General features: G+C 63.9%; 12 protein-coding genes. 5 read left to right on the plus strand and 7 right to left on the minus strand.

Annotated elements, in window-relative coordinates; all coding sequences use genetic code 11:
* Nucleotides 1-30: 30 nt before the first annotated feature.
* From NCR34_RS10695 to NCR34_RS10710, 4 genes are all read right to left on the minus strand, one after another.
* A complete protein-coding gene (locus tag NCR34_RS10695; protein WP_250499841.1) occupies nucleotides 31-1,185 on the minus strand; it encodes a polysaccharide biosynthesis/export family protein in 1,155 nt (384 codons plus the stop codon).
* A gap of 50 nt (nucleotides 1,186-1,235) precedes the next feature.
* Nucleotides 1,236-2,615: an undecaprenyl-phosphate glucose phosphotransferase gene (locus NCR34_RS10700; protein ID WP_248320364.1), complete on the minus strand. Its 1,380-nt coding sequence runs from the start codon at nucleotides 2,613-2,615 to the stop codon at nucleotides 1,236-1,238.
* 119 nt (nucleotides 2,616-2,734) lie between these two features.
* Nucleotides 2,735-4,195, minus strand: coding sequence for a mannose-1-phosphate guanylyltransferase/mannose-6-phosphate isomerase (locus NCR34_RS10705; protein ID WP_241269796.1), 1,461 nt, complete (start codon nucleotides 4,193-4,195; stop codon nucleotides 2,735-2,737).
* Nucleotides 4,196-4,458: 263 nt separating this feature from the next.
* On the minus strand, nucleotides 4,459-5,457 hold the full coding sequence (locus NCR34_RS10710; protein ID WP_175944737.1) for a GlxA family transcriptional regulator: 999 nt from the start codon (nucleotides 5,455-5,457) through the stop codon (nucleotides 4,459-4,461).
* 1,161 nt (nucleotides 5,458-6,618) lie between these two features.
* On the opposite strand from NCR34_RS10710, the gene NCR34_RS10715 reads away from it, so the two are divergent.
* Both NCR34_RS10715 and NCR34_RS10720 read left to right on the plus strand, forming a co-directional pair.
* Complete coding sequence (locus tag NCR34_RS10715) at nucleotides 6,619-8,556, plus strand: hypothetical protein (protein ID WP_371747417.1); 1,938 nt, start codon at nucleotides 6,619-6,621, stop codon at nucleotides 8,554-8,556.
* A 162-nt stretch (nucleotides 8,557-8,718) separates the two neighbouring features.
* On the plus strand, nucleotides 8,719-9,171 hold the full coding sequence (locus NCR34_RS10720; RefSeq protein WP_248322336.1) for a GDP-mannose mannosyl hydrolase: 453 nt from the start codon (nucleotides 8,719-8,721) through the stop codon (nucleotides 9,169-9,171).
* A 90-nt stretch (nucleotides 9,172-9,261) separates the two neighbouring features.
* On the opposite strand, the gene galU is transcribed toward NCR34_RS10720, so the two are convergent.
* Entirely contained in the window at nucleotides 9,262-10,218 is a 957-nt protein-coding gene (gene galU, locus NCR34_RS10725; protein WP_248320365.1) for a UTP--glucose-1-phosphate uridylyltransferase GalU, read from the minus strand.
* A 281-nt stretch (nucleotides 10,219-10,499) separates the two neighbouring features.
* On the opposite strand from galU, the gene NCR34_RS10730 reads away from it, so the two are divergent.
* The 3 genes from NCR34_RS10730 to NCR34_RS10740 all read left to right on the plus strand — a co-directional run bounded on the left by NCR34_RS10730 (nucleotide 10,500) and on the right by NCR34_RS10740 (nucleotide 13,236).
* Nucleotides 10,500-11,582, plus strand: coding sequence for a GlxA family transcriptional regulator (locus NCR34_RS10730; protein ID WP_248320366.1), 1,083 nt, complete (start codon nucleotides 10,500-10,502; stop codon nucleotides 11,580-11,582).
* A gap of 39 nt (nucleotides 11,583-11,621) precedes the next feature.
* On the plus strand, nucleotides 11,622-12,209 hold the full coding sequence (locus NCR34_RS10735; RefSeq protein WP_248320367.1) for a phosphatase PAP2 family protein: 588 nt from the start codon (nucleotides 11,622-11,624) through the stop codon (nucleotides 12,207-12,209).
* Between the two features lie 103 nt (nucleotides 12,210-12,312).
* On the plus strand, nucleotides 12,313-13,236 hold the full coding sequence (locus NCR34_RS10740) for a LysR family transcriptional regulator (protein WP_248320368.1): 924 nt from the start codon (nucleotides 12,313-12,315) through the stop codon (nucleotides 13,234-13,236).
* A gap of 14 nt (nucleotides 13,237-13,250) precedes the next feature.
* Here NCR34_RS10740 and NCR34_RS10745 read toward each other — a convergent pair whose 3' ends face one another.
* Both NCR34_RS10745 and NCR34_RS10750 read right to left on the minus strand, forming a co-directional pair.
* A complete protein-coding gene (locus NCR34_RS10745) occupies nucleotides 13,251-15,152 on the minus strand; it encodes a polysaccharide biosynthesis protein (protein WP_248320369.1) in 1,902 nt (633 codons plus the stop codon).
* A complete protein-coding gene (locus tag NCR34_RS10750) occupies nucleotides 15,149-16,198 on the minus strand; it encodes an MraY family glycosyltransferase (RefSeq protein WP_248320370.1) in 1,050 nt (349 codons plus the stop codon). The genes NCR34_RS10745 and NCR34_RS10750 overlap by 4 nt, the downstream gene beginning before the upstream one ends.
* Between the last annotated feature and the right edge of the window lie 93 nt (nucleotides 16,199-16,291).

A 16,291-nucleotide genomic window follows, 5' to 3' on the forward strand; every position in this document is an offset into this window, starting at 1 on the left:
AGAATGTAAGACTTGCTATTGCTATTGCTTTTACTTGGTGATGACGGCTGCCGTCAGACCGGCGTTGATGGCCGGCAACAGCAGGTTCAGGACACGGCTGAAGCGGACGAGCCCGTTGTTGTCCACATAGACCACGTCCTTCGGCTGCAGCTCGAAGCTGTTCGCAAGCAGCATGGACACCGGGGAACGCGCATCGAGCTTGTACACCTCGGGGTTGTCCGTCTGGCCATTGCGGATCACGTACAGCTCCTTCGGATCCGACGTCTCGGCGTTGAAGCTGCCGGCCTGCGAGATCGCATCCGAGAGCGTCAGCTTGCCGTTGCGCATCGGGATCACCGTTGCAGGCTTCGTCACTTCGCCCATCACGTACACGCCGTTGTCTTCGCGCGAATCGATGCGCAGTGCATCGCCGCCCTTCAACAGGATGTCCGCCGGGTTGCGGCCCTTCGCGGTCATCCCGGCGATGTTGATGTGATACGTCACACCATCACGGATAAGCGTGACACGACTTTGATCCGCCGTTGGTGCGAAACCGCCCGCACGGCCGATAGCTTCCGTCAGCGTCATCGGAATGTCGTTGATTTGCTGCGAGCCGGGCGTGCGCACTTCGCCGTCGATGTAGACCTGATGCGCACGGAACGATGCGACGCGCACCGTCAGCTGCGGCTTCACGAATACTTTGGACAACTCGTTATACAGCTCGCGCTGCACTTGCGATTCGGTCTTGCCCGCGACATGGATCGCGCGGTTGACGTACGGGAACTGCAGGTTGCCGTCGGCATCCACCACGAAGCCGGGCGCGGCATCCGCGGGACGCGTCTGCTGCGGCGGCTGGCCGACCGCGGCCACGAGTTCCGGGTGATCCCACACGGTGATCTGCAGCACGTCACCCGGCCCGAGCGTGTATGCACGCGCCTTGCCGTAGAGGCTCGCGTTCGGATCGACCGTGCTGGTCGGCTGCGCGGCCTTCAGCTTGCGCACGAGCGTGAGATCGATCGGCGTGATCGGAATGTTCACGGCCGTGGCCGGATCGCCCTGGTCGTTGGACGTTTCGGTGAGTGCGGCGGGCCTGTCCATGTGCATGCCCGGTGCGAGCGCGCAGCCCGCGAAGATGACACAGAGTGAAGCGGCCGCTGCCAGGCTCGAGAGCCGGAAGACGCCCGACACGTTCGTATTGGCGGCCATGGATGTGGTGCCCGGTTGTTGTTGGTTGTGCATGATGGTCGTCCCCTGCATCAATATGCGTTGGTGTGGCGTAGTCCCTTGAAGATCGTAGCGGCGATGATTCTCATATCGAGTCCGAACGACCAGTTACCGAGGTAGTACAAATCGTGAGCGACGCGTCCTTCCATTTTTTCAATCAGATCAGTTTCCCCGCGAAAGCCGTTGACCTGGGCCCAGCCGGTGATGCCCGGCTTGATCCGGTAACGATGGATATACCCCGACACGACCTTCTGATACAGGTCGTCATGCTCCAGTGCGTGCGGACGCGGGCCCACAACGGACATGTCGCCGAGCAGAACGTTGAAGAACTGCGGCAGCTCATCGAGGCTGGTACGGCGCAGAAATGCTCCCACACGGGTCACGCGCGGATCGTTGCGCGTGGCCTGGCGAAGCACGCCGGCCTGTTCCGTATGCACACGCATGGAACGGAACTTGTAGATCTTGAAGACGCGGCCATCCGCGCCCTTGCGACGTTGCGTGAAGAGCACCGGCCCGCGCGACGTGAGCTTGATCGCAATGGCGATGGCGATCAGCAACGGCGACACGGCGATGATCGCAAGCAGTGCGAACAGACGGTCGAAGATTTCCTTTTGCAACAGCGCGCTTTGCGACAGCGGCGAAGCCACGAGATTGATCGCCGTTTCCCCGAGCAGATCGGTCACGCCCGCTTCGAAGAGCGCGAGACTGCGCACATCCGGAAGGAAACGCACGTTGACGAGATCGTCGCGGAACTCGTTCACGAAGCGCAGGATGGTGCGCTCCTCCGACAACGGCAACGCGAGCCACACCTCATGCACGTTCTGCGTGCGCACGAAGTTCACGAACGCGTCGTAGTCTTCGTACACCGGAACGCGCGTGTTGAGCCGGCCGGCTTCCGGCGCCACGTTCAGCGCGGCGGTGACACGAAAGCCTGAGTTCTTCGCGCGGTCCAGCTTCTTCGCGATGGAGTTGCCATGCCTGCCGCAACCCACGATCGCCACCTGGTGCAGGTTCATGCCCGCGTTGCGCATGCGCGCCAGCACGACGTGCATGGCGAGCCGCCCCGCGATCATGAGCCCGCCCGATACCGCCGTCCAATAGGCGAACCAGAGGCGCGACACATAGTCGAGGCGGTGCAGCGAGAACATCAGCGCAAGCGCGCAGCCCTGCACGACCAGCCAGCCGAGCGACACCTGGCAGGCGAGCATCACCTTGCTGCGGCCGCGCCATGATTCATAGACGCCGAAGCCCGGAAACAGCGCAAGCGAAAACGCCGCCGCGAACGCGACGAACGCTGCCGAATGCGCATGTGCCTCTATGTACTCGAACCTGATCTGCGACGCCACCGCCGCGCCGCCGACGATCATGGCGACGTCGAACAGGCGCGCGAGCAACCCTTGTAAATCGCGCATGTCTCTTCCCCGAACGATTCAACTTGCAAAAGAACTACCTGTGTCTCCTCCTCGCATGCCGGTCTTGGTGTGTTGCCTGCCGTTGCAAGAAAGCTGTCTCACTGCCCCCGAAGCGCTACTCAGTTGCGGCCGTACTTGTCGTCGAAACGCACGATGTCGTCCTCGCCGAGATAGCTGCCCGACTGCACTTCGATGATTTCGAGCGGCACCTTGCCCGGGTTCTCCAGACGATGCCGCACGCCGAGCGGAATGAACGTGGATTCGTTCTCGCTCAGGAGGAACTCTTCTTCGCCGCGCGTGACGAGCGCCGTACCGCACACGACGATCCAGTGCTCCGCGCGATGGTGATGCATCTGCAGCGACAGGCGCGCGCCCGGCGCCACGACGATGCGCTTCACCTGGAAGCGGTCGCCATGCTCGATGGAATCGTAGAAACCCCACGGGCGGCGCACCTTGCGATGCGTGTCCGCTTCGGGCGCATGCTGCTCGCGGATGCGGGCGACGAGGCCCTTGATGTCCTGCACGCGCGAACGGTCCGCGACGAGCACGGCGTCATCCGTTTCCACGACGATGATGTTGGTCGTGCCCACGCAAGCGACGAGACGTCCGCCTTCCGAGCGCGCATAGCTGGAGGTCGCGCCTTCGAACACCACGCGGCCGCTCGCCACGTTGCCCGAGTCGTCCTTGTCCATCGCGTCCCACACGGCGTCCCACGAGCCGAGGTCCGACCAGCCCGCGACGAGCGGCACGACCACGCCTTCGAACGGCGCGTTCGCGGTGCCGATGTGCTCCATCACTGCGTAGTCGATCGAATCGGACGGCGCGCGGCCGAACTCGCCCGCGTTCGGACGGAAGAACTTGCCGTCGGCCTTGCCTTCGCTCAGGGCCGCGCAGCAGGCCGCGTGCATGTCGGCGTTGAGCGCTTGCAGCGCCGCCAGCCACACGCTCGCGCGCACCACGAAAATGCCGCTGTTCCACCAGTACGTGCCCGCCGCGACGTATTGCGCGGCCACTTCGGCGGCCGGCTTCTCGACGAAACGCTGGATCTGATGCGCGCCGTCTTCGAGCGCGTCGCCGAGACGGATATAGCCGAAGCCGGTGTCGGGGCGCGTCGGCGGAATGCCGAGCGTCGCGATCATGCCGCGCTCCGCGTAGCCCGCCGCGATCTCGATCGCGCGATGCAGCGCGGGGATGTCCGCGATGGAGTGATCGGCGGGCATCGCCACCATGATCGCGTCGCGGCCGTCCTTGCATGCGGCGAGCGCGGCGAGCGTGAGCGCGGGCGCCGTATCGCGGCGCGCGGGCTCGACGATGATCTGCGCCGTCACGCCGCTTTCGCGCGTCTGCTCTTCCGTCGTGAAGCGATGCTCTTCGCCGCATACGATGATCGGCTCGGCGCTGACATCGAAGCCGCCCTTGAAGCCTTTCATGCGCGAAACGGTCGCTTGCAGAAGCGAGTCGCGGCCGACAATGCCGATCAACTGCTTCGGAAACTGCTCACGGGACATCGGCCACAGGCGCGTGCCCGAGCCGCCGGCGAGAATGACCGGCACGATCCGGCGGCAAGGCTCGGCCGTCATGACCGAGCCTGCCTCCTCACCGCTCCTACCTACCATCACCTCACCTTCCGTGCGTGCCTCATTACTCATCGTAGGACTCCTGCCTGCATGTTCGTGTGCGCGGCGCTGTGTGCCACTGGCCGCCCGAGAATGATTGGCCCGCGGACCAAGATGGTCCGGCCAAATGTTCGACGCTTTGCGCCACCCCTGTCCGCTATCACACACAGTGCGGCGCGCATTCTTGTACCTTCGACCTTCTGTCTCCTGCCATGCCGTGCCGCGCTTTAGCCGTTGGCTTCGCGCCGGCTCTGCATCCGGTATTCGGTGGGCGAGATCAGAAGACGCTTGCGGAAAATCTTGGCGAGCCGGTCGCCGTTGCCCATGCCGCTGCGCCGCGCGATCTTGTCCACCGGCAGTTCCGAGTCGGTGAGCAGCGCGCAGGTGACGGCGAGGCGTGCCTGAAGCAAATAGTCCGATGGCGTGATGCCCATCTCGATCTTGAAGCGGCGCAGGAAGTTGCGCTCGCTCATCGCGGCGACCTGCGCGGCATCGACCACGGAAATGGGCCGCTCGCAGTTGTCCTGGAGCCAGCGCGCCGCCGCGCGAATCTTGTCGCCCGCGGATGCCGCGCCGCTGTCGCCGAGAATCGACACGAGCTTCGCAGCCGAGCCCGGCATCAGGCGTTCGGCGACACTGCGCGATACGTCGAGACCGAGATCGCGCTTCACGAGCATGAGCGCGCCCTTCATCGACTCGTAGCGGTCGCCGCCGTCGGCGGACGCGTCGTCGCGCAGCTGGATCATCGCGTTGCCGTAGCGCGCCTGAGCATCGCCCGCGCCGCCGATGCCTGCTGCTTCGAGCACCTTGCGGCCTTCGGAGATCGCCTTCACGACCGTGGTCTTCGAATTCATGCGGCGCACCCATTCGACGATGCGCTCGTCCTTCGCCGCTTCTTCGGCGCCGCGGCCGCCCGCGACGAAGAGCGCGTCGAAGCCGCCGTAGTGGCGCGCGTCCAGCCCGTCGGTCCAGACGCGTACCGACGAGGCGCATGCGACGTTGCCGCCTTCGACGGACAGGAATCGCACGTCATAGGTGCATTCGGCGCGCGTCTTCAACGACGACAGTTCGTTGGCCATGTGAAACACTTCAGCGACGATTCCCGCGCCCAAAAGCGAGAATCCGTCGAACAGCAAAATCGCGATGCGTTTGACCTCGACCTGCGACGGTCGCGTCGAGGGAGGCGTCCAACCCATCACAGCGGGTTCGAGTGTGGCGTAAGGCATGGTCATCCTCTGCAGCTTTGTTTCCAGGGTGCGGAAGAGTTACTCGGCCATTGCGTTGCATCAAGGCGTTTCCCGAACTTCGCCGGGTTGCCGTGACCGATGGGAACGAGACGTTGGCGGAATCGGTCCGCTGGTGTGAATAATAAGCAGACAGAGATTATTTGTGGGCTGATTTTCGCGCCTGAACCACAAAACCTCTCCGGTTATGAGGGTGAGCGCACATTGATAACCCCTTTGGAATCCGGATGACCGCGCTTATCAAAGCGAATCGGAAAAGATTTGCCGATTCATCATACAAACGGTTACACGATTCTTCGTTGCGCTGTAAATAGCGTTCTGTGCGATGGAACACCGACCCGCCCGCAAACCCTCGCCGGTCGGCCCTGAGCGGCTCCCGGGCTAATTGCGGCGTGTCCGTTGGACGGCGAAACTGATTCATCCGTGAAACATCGAGCGAGAAGGTAAGCAGTCGATGTACAGAGCTAATCGGCAATTCCTGGTTCATACCGGGCGAAGCTGTTCCGCGCCTAATGCAATTTCCGCGCAAGGCAGTTAATGCACTTTCGAAGAGTCGATTAATTCCACTTCGCTTTAATAATCTCACCTGAAACGAAAAGCGATCACTCGTTAAAATACCGGCGGATTAATTATTAAACAACATAATCGACGGTTTCAAATAAGCGCCGATGACGCGGCGCAAACGACGCCGGAAGCCCTGAACGCACCGCACACGCGGGGCTTCGCGCTTCGGACATTTCCGCCATTTGCTAGTTGTTTGCGGCGGCGCACGGAAACTGAATTAGGCACCGCGCCTCATGGTTTGCATGTAATCGTCGGGTGAAACCGGCGAGTTTGTCCGACGGATGGACTCGCCCGAAAGGGACTTGAAGGCGGACATCGCATGAGAAATCGTCGGTCAGCTTTTCCGACTTTTTCGCCACGCGCATTAACGACTTTGCGGACCGTCCTGTTTCACTTCTGATATGTCGCGCGGCAACGGAGCGAACAAGCGTTTCTTCCCGTGACGCATTCATCCGACGAAGGGCATCCGCGCGTGCGTGCGCGCACGGTCGCCCTTGCGCGCGCGCGCCATCGTTGGGCCGACATCGCGCTTGCCGCGTCCATTACCCGAACGTTCGTACTATGAACCGATATCCGCGTATGCGTCGCCTGGCGATAGCGAGCGCCGCCCTTTTGACGATCACTGGCTGCGACAGTGCGACCTCCGACGAAGCCCCGCCACGCGAGCTGCCCGCCGCCGCCGTGCAACGCACCGCGTCCGACACGCCCGCGTTCCGCTGCGAGGCGCCTGCATCGCCGGTCAGCGCGGCTGCCGCCACGAGCGCGAATGCCGCCATCATCGAAGCCGATACGCCCGGCAGCGACGGCACCCGCATGTTCCCGCTCGATGCGCCGCTGCGCATTGCGATCACCACGCGCGCCCCATCCGACGACACGGTGAACTGGCAGATCCGCGACGCATGGAACACGGTGAAGGCAAGCGGCCGCTTCGCCGTCGATGCGCGAGCCGCGACGGTCACGCTCACGTGCAGGTCTCGCGCGTCGGGCTACTTCGCGGTGAGCGCGTCGCTCGAATCGGGCAAGCAGGCGTTGCCGACGCGCGGGACGCGGCCCGCTGGAATCGCCACGTTCGGCGTGTTGCCGGACGTGGCGTCGGCGCTGCCCGCCGTGACGTTCGCGCGGCCGGACGAGCATCGATTCGGCGGCCAGGGCGCGGCGTATCTGAAGCCGGGCGAAGGATGCTGCTCCGGCGACGGCTATCGCCCGCTGTATCCGGATCTCGGCCTCGCGTGGGTCAACGACAACCGCAACTGGTATATGACGGAGGAGAAAGGGCCGAACACGTTCGACGCATCCAAGGACAATCTCGCGCCCTTCTTCAAGCCCGGCGATCTGTTGCGCCTGATTCAACTCGACGGCATTCCCGCCTGGGCGAGCCCGACCAAGACGACCACGCACAGCTACGCGCCCGCATCGCTCGATGCCTACCGCGACTATATGAAGCGCGTCGGCGAAGAATCGAACGCGGTGCAGAAGCGCTGGTTCCCCCGACAGGCGCACAACTATTATCAGGTGACGTGGGAGCCGGATTATGAAGGCGGCCTGCCGTGGCGCGACTCCGATGCGAATCTCGTCGCGATGTACAAGGCCACGCACGAAGCCATTCACGCGGGCGATCCGAACGCGGTCGTGATGGGACTCACGCTTTCGAACCTCGCGTCGAACGCGGCGTGGCTCAGGCGTCTTGCGCCGCTCGGCATCGGCAAGTATCTGGATGGCGTGAGCGCGCATGGCTATTACGACGTGGGCACGTCGCCGTCGCATCCGCCTGAACGCTTCGATGCGAACCCGACAACGGCCGCCAAAGCCATGCCCGCGGCCATGCGCGAATTGCGCCGCACGATGAGCGAGGTCGTGAAGCCAGGCGCGAAGCTGTTCGTCACGGAAACGGGCGTGAGCTACGACATCGGCAGCAAGTACGGGCCGAACACGCCGAACTGGAACGTGCTGTACGCGCAAGGCGCGGTGCTCGCGCGCACGCATCTGATGCTGCTCGGCGAAGGCGCGGATGTGAGCTTTGTCTTCTATGCGGCCGATCCGCCCGAGGTGGGCTACGGCGTGTTCTTCGATCTCGTCAACGCGCAAGGCGGCTATGGCCAGAAGCTCATCAGCCCGAAACCGGCCGCCATGGCCGTGGCCGCGATGACGCGCATCATCGACGGCACGACGACGCTCGGCTATCTCAACGGAACGCCCAAGGGCGTCTATGCGTATGCGTTCCAGCGGCTCGATGGCGGCAAGGTGGTCACGGCGCTCTGGTCGCACAGCAACACCTCGTGGCCCGGCGCGAACGGCTTCGACGCGACGCGTGCGGTGAACTACAGCCTCGCCGTGGATGCGCCGGGCAAGTCCGGAACGGTGACGGTGTTCGACATGATGGGCAACGCATCGACGATGCCGTATAGCGACGGCCGCGTGGCGCTCAAGCTGACCGAAGCGCCGGTCTACGTGGTCTCGACCAACGCCGATGTCATGCGCGCGAACGTCACGAAACCGGTGGGCTATGTCGGCCAATAAGTCGATGGCACGACTAAGCGATCTTTAGTCGTTTAATACCAGTGCTGCGGCGGCCTGCCGCATGCACCCTCACGCTACACTGTTCGCGCCGGGCTGAGACGGTTCAGCGGGGACCGGCAACAACATTCATAACGATTAAAGCAAATGACCAACGCAATGGCGATGTTGAGCGAAGCGGATTTCATGACGGTGGTACGGCTCGCGCCGCTCGTTTCGATCGATCTGATCGTGACGGATGGCAACCGGCGCGTGCTCGTCGGACAGCGGCGTAACCGGCCCGCGCAGGATACGTGGTTCGTTCCGGGCGGACGGATCGGGAAGGACGAATCGCTCGATGCGGCCTTCAGGCGCATCGTGCATAACGAACTGGGTGTGGCGAGCGCGGAGCGATCGTCCGCGCGATTCTATGGCGTCTTCGAGCATCGCTACGACGACAATTTCGCGGGCACGCCGGGGTTCGGCACGCATTACATCGTGCTGGCTTACGCAATGAGCTTGAGTGGTTCGGTGCCGATCGGACGGTTCGATCAGCATAGCGGCTACGAGTGGCTACTCGCGGATGAACTGCTGGCACGCGAGGACGTGCATGAGAACACGAAGGCGTATTTCCGGTAACTTCGTGCGGTAACTGCGTGGGGCAACTGCGCGGCAACTGCATAACCGCTTCGAGGCGCGATCAGCGCCTCGAAGCGTATTCAACACTACTTAGGCATCGACCGGAAGCTCGTCTTCGGCATCACCGGATTCGAGGTCGATCTGCTCGACCGCCGGCTCGATCACCGGCGCCGGCGCCGGTGCGAACTGCGAGCGCAGGTACTCCGAGAATTCGTCGCACACTTCGGGGTGGCGCAGCGCGAATTCGACCGTCGCCTTCAGATAGCCGAGCTTGCTGCCGCAATCGAAGCGCTTGCCGCGATACCGGTACGCCAGCACTTGCTCTTGCGAAAGCAGCGTCTCGATTCCATCGGTCAACTGAATTTCGCCGCCTGCGCCGGGCTTCTGCGAACGCAGGAATTCGAAGATGCGCGGCATCAGCACATAGCGGCCGACCACGCCGAAGTTCGACGGCGCGACTTCCGGGTCCGGCTTCTCCACCACGCGCGAGAGCTTGAAGAGGCCGTCGTCCCACGGCTTGCCTTCGATCACGCCGTACGAGCGCGAATCCTTGCGGTCGATCTCCTCGACGCCGATCACCGACGAATGATAGTGGTCGAACACCTCGACCATCTGCGCGAGCACGGGCGGCTGGCCGTCGAGCAGGTCGTCCGCCAGCACCACGGCGAACGGCTCGTCGCCGACGAGCTTCTCCGCGCACAGCACCGCGTGACCCAGACCGAGCGCTTCGGCCTGACGCACGTACATGCAGGTCACATGGCTCGGCAAAATGCCGCGCACGAGTTCGAGCAGCTTTTCCTTGCCGCGCGCTTCGAGCTCGGCTTCGATTTCGTACGACTTGTCGAAGTGATCTTCGATCGCGCGCTTGCTGCGCCCGGTCACGAAGATCATCTCGGTGATACCCGCGGCCATCGCTTCTTCGACCGCGTATTGAATCAGTGGCTTGTCCACCACCGGAAGCATTTCCTTCGGGCTCGCCTTGGTTGCGGGAAGGAATCGCGTGCCGAGGCCCGCCACCGGAAATACCGCCTTGCGCACTTTTAGCATCGGCTCACCTGTTGAATTGTTGTACGAGGCAGCGCGCCGCCGTGTGAGCATGCGGCCGCCTCTTCGTAGAGTCGCAATCGCCCGATTTCATCAGACGACACGAGTGGCATCAGCTTATTCGCCCGATATCGAAATCATCTGCCAACACATCGTCATTTTCAGACTGGCGACGCGGCGACTGTTCGCTGCCGCGTATAGTGCGTCGCATGTGTGCTTACTTTTCCCGCTTTCGACGTTCTTTCGCGAACAAAGGGGATGAAAGGGAAAAAGGGAGAAAGTCGATGATGTACGCCAGTGGTACGGGCAGGCTCGAAGCGGTGCGCTCGCCCGAACGTCATGCGCCGTCCGCCGACACGGCAAAGCGGATCGGCATTCTGATCTTCGAGGACTTCTCGCTCGTCGAAGTCAGTTCGATCTCCGAGGTCTTCTCGCTCGCGAATGAAGTGCGCCTGCCTTCTGCCGGCGTCGAACGTGGGGAGCCGCACGCTTTCCCGCAGCGCACGCCGAACTATTCGCTGCAGTTCGTGTCAAGCGTGGGGGGCAGCATTGCAAGCAGCTGCTCCATGCGCATCTGGACCGAAAGCATCGAAGCGCGCTGGATGAACGAATGCGATGCGCTTTTCATCGCAGGCGGCGCGGGCGCGCGGCTGGCTCGGCAGGACGCGCTCCTGAGAAAGCAGCTGGGCCGCGTCGCGCCGAAGATCCCGTTCATCAAGGCCATCGGCGAAGGCGCGCATATTCTCGCGGCGGCGAATTTGACGCTGCAGAACCGGTCGCTCGATTTCAACGAAGAGCCGGGCGCGCAGGCATTGTCGTCGGCGCTGTCGCCGGCGTTATCGAATGCGCTGTGCATCGCCGAGCAGACGCTCACGCTCGACGATCCGAAAGGCCCGATCGCCGCGGCGCTCTCGATGGTCAAGCGCGATTACGGCGCGGCCGTGGCGCGCGAAGTTTCGGAGCGGTCCATTCCGGGCGCGTGGCAGAAGCTCGCCATGGTGCTCGACGACAGCGACAGCGTCGGCGTGCGCCAGAAGATCGACGCGGCCGCTCGCTGGATCCGCGAGAACTACGTGAAGCCGATTTCCATCACGGATGCGGCGCGCGTCGCGGCCATGAGCGAACGCAATTTCCTGCGGCGCTTCAAGGCGCAGATCGGGCTCACGCCGTCGGAATACTTGTTGCGCGCGCGTCTGGATGCAAGCTGCATGCTGCTCGCGGCGACGGACTTGCCGGTAGACAAGATCGCGCGGCGCTGTGGCGCGGGCAGCGGCGACGGCCTCGCGAAGATTTTCCGCAAGCGGCTTTCGATTTCGCCGACCGAATATCGGCTCGCCGGCCGCAGAAAGCAGGCGGACAGTTCATAACAACATCGTCACATCGACGGATACCTAAGACGGATACGTATGCAAGAACGGGTACTGTGGATTTTCTCGAATCTCGGGGATGCGGCGCTTTTACTGCCGCTCGCGTTGGTCTGCGCGCTCTGGCTGCGCTCGGTGGACATGCGCCTTGCGCTGCGCTGGGCCGTGCTGCTCGGCATCGGCATGGGCCTCGTCGGACTCTCGAAGATTCTGTATGCGGGCTGCGGGCTGGAACTGGCGGCGGTCAATTTCCGCATGATCAGCGGGCACACCATGCTCGCCGCCTCCATTTACACGGTCGCGGGCGGACTGCTCGCGGGCAGCCTCGGCGGCTGGTGGTATCGGCTGGGCGCGGCGGGCGGCCTCGGCCTCGCGGCGTTAATCGGCGCGAGCCGCATCATTCAGGACGCGCATACGCCGAGTGAAGTCGTCGTGGGCTGGCTGCTCGGCGCGGCCATCGCGACGATGCTGCTCGTGCGCGTGTTCGAGCAGCCGCGCAAGATGCCGCGCGCCGTCGTGGCGGGCGTCGGCCTGCTCGCGGTGTCGTCCATCGCTTACGGACATCACGCGCCGTTTCAGCGGCTGATCGAGCATTACTCGTGGTGGCTGTGCAAGGGGCTCGGCCTCTGACGCGGCTGCGGCGCCCGAGCATCCCTTCTTCGCGCGCGGGAAACGATCCCAAGTATGATCCTCGGTTGATTACAGGCTCATATTCACGATTCGGGATCTCGGGATGGACCGCTTCCTTGCAATGAAAGTGTTCGCGCGCGTGGTCGAGGCGGGCAGCTTTTCGAAAGCCGCCGACGCGCTTCGCCTGCCGCCCGCGAGCGTGTCGCGAACGCTGCAGGCGCTCGAAGCGCATCTCGGCGCGCGGCTGCTCAATCGCACGACGCGCAGCATCAGCATCACCGAAGACGGCGAAGCCTATTACGAGCGATGCGTGCGCGTGCTCGGCGAAGTCGACGACATGGAGGCGTCGCTCTCGCGTTCGAAGCTGAGTCCCAAGGGCAACGTCAAGGTGAGTCTGCCGCAAGTGATGGCGAAGAACACCATCATTCCCGCGCTGCCGGAATTCTTCGCGGCGTATCCCGATATCGGCATCGAACTGGTGCTCACGGACCGGCAGGTGGATCTGGTCGAAGAAGCCGTCGACTGCGTCGTGCGCGTGGGCGCGATCGGCGATGTCGGGCTGGTAGCGAAGCGCATCGGCGCTTATACGCAGATCACGTGCGCGTCGCCGGGTTATATCGAACGATACGGCGAGCCGCAGACGCTCGACGACCTGGACCGGCATCTGGCCGTGGGCTATGTGCTCAACAACTCCGGACGTGTGCGCAACTGGGAGTTTCTCGTGGACGGCGAAACCCGCGCCGTCGCGCTCAAGTACAAGATCGCCGTCAACGACGCCGATTCGTACGTCGCGTGCGGTCTGTCGGGGCTCGGGCTGATCCAGAGTTCGAGCTATACGCTCGATCCGCATCTGAAAAGCGGCGCGTTGCGTCGCGTGCTCGCGGACTATCCGGCGCAACCGCGCGTCGTGTCGGTGCTGTATGCGGCGAACCGGCATCAGCCGCGGCGCGTGCGCGTGTTCATCGACTGGGTCGCGGAACTGTATGCGCGCCTGCCGGCGTTTCAGGAGAGCGAGGCGCGGATCTAGCGGTCCTAGCAGTTCTAGCCGTCGAACGATCGGTTCGCCGCCTTCGCCTTCGTCACCTGCACGCTTTGCAGCACCGGCGCGGCGGCCGTCTGATACTCCGGCACCCATCTGCGCAGATCGCGGCGCACTTCGTCGTCCGACAGCACGCGATGCTGCATGAGCCACGGCAACAGTTCGTCGATGAATCCGTCCGGCACGCCTCGCGCCTGCGCGATGCGCAGTTTCGGATGCGGCGTGCGCGTGGTAGTTTCGTCGTCGGCGAGCAGTTCTTCGTAGAGCTTCTCGCCCGGACGCAAGCCCGTGAACACGATGCGAATCTGCTCTTCGCTATAGCCATAGAGGCGAATCAGGTCGCGCGCCAGATCGACGATGCGCACCGGCTGCCCCATGTCGAGAATGAAGATCTCGCCGCCGCGCCCCATGCTCGACGCCTGCAAGACGAGCTGCGCGGCTTCGGGAATCGTCATGAAGAAGCGCGTGATCTCCGGATGCGTAACCGTCACCGGGCCGCCCTTCGCAATCTGCTGCTGGAACTTCGGGATCACGCTGCCCGCGCTGCCGAGCACGTTGCCGAAGCGCACGGTCTCGAACTGCGTGCGCGGCGCGGTCTGCTGCAACGCCTGACACGTCATCTCGGCGAGGCGCTTGCTCGCGCCCATCACGTTGGTCGGGTTGACGGCCTTGTCGGTGGAAATGAGCACGAAGTGCCGCACGTCATGGCGTATCGCCGAGCGCGCGACGCGCAGCGTGCCGAGCACGTTGTTGCGCACGGCCTGCCATGCGTTCTGCTCTTCCATCAGCGGGACGTGCTTGTAGGCCGCCGCATGGAAGACGATGTGCGGCGTGAACCGCGCCATCGTCTGATCGAGCAGCAGCGAGTCTTTCGCGTCGCCGACCACCGGCACCACGGAGAAGTCCGGAAACTTCTCGTGCAACTCTTCGATCAGGCGGTACATCGCGTATTCGCTCAAGTCATACGCGACGAGTTGCGCCGGCGAGAAACGCAGAATCTGCCGGCACAGCTCCGAACCGATTGAACCGCCCGCGCCCGTCACCATCACGACGCGCCCGTGCAACAGTTGCTCGACGTGCGGCATGTCGATCTTCACCGGCTCGCGGCCGAGCAGGTCTTCGAGGTCGATCTGGCGCACGCGCGAGAGGAAACCGCCCTCGCCTTGCGTCAACTGGTTGAGCGCGGGCAGCACCATCACCTTGACGCCCGCGCGCACGCAAAGCGTCGCGACGCGCCGCTGCTCGTCGACGGAGGAAGACGGAATCGCGATGATCGCGTAGTCGGTCTTGTACTGCTCCGCGACCTTCGACAAGTCGCTGAACGACCCGAGCACCTTGTGGCCGAGCACTTCGCGGCCTTGCTTGGCGGGATCGTCGTCGAGCAGGCCGACGAGACGCCATTCCGACGACCGCGCGAGTTCGCGCGCCAGCATCGCGCCCGCCGTGCCCGCGCCCAGCACGATCACCGGCTTGCCCTGCCCGACGAGGCCGCCGTACAGATAGAACTCCTTGCCCGCGCGATACAGCGCCCGCGCGCCGCCCATCGCGAGGAACAATAGCAGCGGCGCGACGATCAGCACCGAGCGCGGAATGACGGGCGTGGGCTGCGCCATGACAGCGCCGATCATTACGACGAGCGCGCCGACCACCACCGACTTCGAAATGCGCATGAGATCGGGCAGGCTCGCGAACACCCACATGCCGCGATACAGCCCGAAGACGCGGAACATGACGCCGTACACGGGCAGCACCCAGGTCAGCGCGACCAGCGCGCCGTGCCGGAAGTCATGCGGCACCGTGCCGTTGAAGCGGATCAGGTAAGCGGCAAGCCAGGTGCCTGCGACCGCGCAAAGGTCGAACGTGAAGGCGCCTGCGGAAAGCCATGAAGCTTTGAATCGAATCATCCGCGACTACCTCGAGAGTGTTCGGAGGCCAGCGCCGCGTGGCGCCGCCAGCATGTATCGACTGCGAGTCCCGCCACCACCAGAACGATAGCCCAGGCCGCGACCGCGACCCACTGCGCCACCGGCGCAAACGCGAGCGCCAGGTTGGCCAGAACGACGCCCGCCAGCATCAGCGCGTACCACGCGAGCGCGGTGCGGGCGTGGCCGACGCCGAGCCGCACCATGCGCTGATAGTAATGCTCGCGATGCGCCTGCCAGAACTGCTCGCCGCGCGCGAGCCGCCGCAGCAGCGTGACCGATGCATCGCCGATGAATGGCGCAAACACGAGCGCCGGAAACCACACCGGCCACGTGCCTTTCAGCCAGCCCCAATAACCGAGTGCTCCTGCGAAGAATCCTAGAGGAATCGACCCTGAATCGCCTAGAAATATTCGTGCCGGATGGAAGTTGAAGAGCAGAAATCCCGCTGCCGCGCCCGCGATGGCCGCGCTGGCGACGCCCAGATCGATCTGCGGTACGGGCCCGGACAGCGCCGCGACCGCGTAGCCGCCGAAACCGATGAGCGCCATGCCGCCTGCGAGCCCGTCCGAACCGTCCATGAAGTTGTAAAGATTGACGAGCCAGACCATCAGGAAGCCGACCGCGACCAGCGCCCACCACGGCACCGGAGCGGGGTTCAGCGCGATCAGCAATGCCACGGCGGCGACGTGCGCCCCGAACCGCACGCGCGCAGGCAGGCCGCGGCGATCGTCGATCTGCGACACGGCGGCGAGCGCGGCGGCGAGCACTGCGGCGAGCCACATCGACGGCGTGAGCAGCAGCATCGCGATGACGGCGACCGGCACGATGCCCCAGCCGCCGACACGCGGCGTCGGGCGGGTGTGCAGCGAACGATCGTTCGGGATATCGGTGGCGAGCCGCCACGCGAGACCGGTGCGCAGCAGCGCGAAAAGGATCGACGCGCAGACTCCGAGCGACGCAGCCGCAACCCATACGGCTGCTGTCCACGGCGAATGCACGAGGAAAGGAAACAGCGAGGCACTCATTTCCCGATTGGCCTTGTGTACGTTTTTTTAGCTAAGCCGATGATGCCGGTTCCGCGCTGACCCGCGTGTTACCGCCACTTATCGGTTGTTACC

Origin of the sequence: Caballeronia sp. GAWG1-5s-s (genome assembly GCF_023631445.1) — a bacterium.
Classification (GTDB): domain Bacteria; phylum Pseudomonadota; class Gammaproteobacteria; order Burkholderiales; family Burkholderiaceae; genus Caballeronia.

Excerpts from the sequence above, each read along its gene's own strand:
- NCR34_RS10695 (WP_250499841.1), bottom strand. The coding sequence starts at position 1,185 with ATGGCCGCCAATACGAACGTGTCGGGCGTCTTCCGGCTCTCGAGCCTG.
- NCR34_RS10700 (WP_248320364.1), bottom strand. The coding sequence starts at position 2,615 with ATGCGCGATTTACAAGGGTTGCTCGCGCGCCTGTTCGACGTCGCCATG.
- NCR34_RS10705 (WP_241269796.1), bottom strand. The coding sequence starts at position 4,195 with ATGACGGCCGAGCCTTGCCGCCGGATCGTGCCGGTCATTCTCGCCGGC.
- NCR34_RS10710 (WP_175944737.1), bottom strand. The coding sequence starts at position 5,457 with ATGCCTTACGCCACACTCGAACCCGCTGTGATGGGTTGGACGCCTCCC.
- NCR34_RS10715 (WP_371747417.1), top strand. The coding sequence starts at position 6,619 with ATGCGTCGCCTGGCGATAGCGAGCGCCGCCCTTTTGACGATCACTGGC.
- NCR34_RS10720 (WP_248322336.1), top strand. The coding sequence starts at position 8,719 with ATGTTGAGCGAAGCGGATTTCATGACGGTGGTACGGCTCGCGCCGCTC.
- galU (WP_248320365.1), bottom strand. The coding sequence starts at position 10,218 with ATGCTAAAAGTGCGCAAGGCGGTATTTCCGGTGGCGGGCCTCGGCACG.
- NCR34_RS10730 (WP_248320366.1), top strand. The coding sequence starts at position 10,500 with ATGATGTACGCCAGTGGTACGGGCAGGCTCGAAGCGGTGCGCTCGCCC.
- NCR34_RS10735 (WP_248320367.1), top strand. The coding sequence starts at position 11,622 with ATGCAAGAACGGGTACTGTGGATTTTCTCGAATCTCGGGGATGCGGCG.
- NCR34_RS10740 (WP_248320368.1), top strand. The coding sequence starts at position 12,313 with ATGGACCGCTTCCTTGCAATGAAAGTGTTCGCGCGCGTGGTCGAGGCG.
- NCR34_RS10745 (WP_248320369.1), bottom strand. The coding sequence starts at position 15,152 with ATGATTCGATTCAAAGCTTCATGGCTTTCCGCAGGCGCCTTCACGTTC.
- NCR34_RS10750 (WP_248320370.1), bottom strand. The coding sequence starts at position 16,198 with ATGAGTGCCTCGCTGTTTCCTTTCCTCGTGCATTCGCCGTGGACAGCA.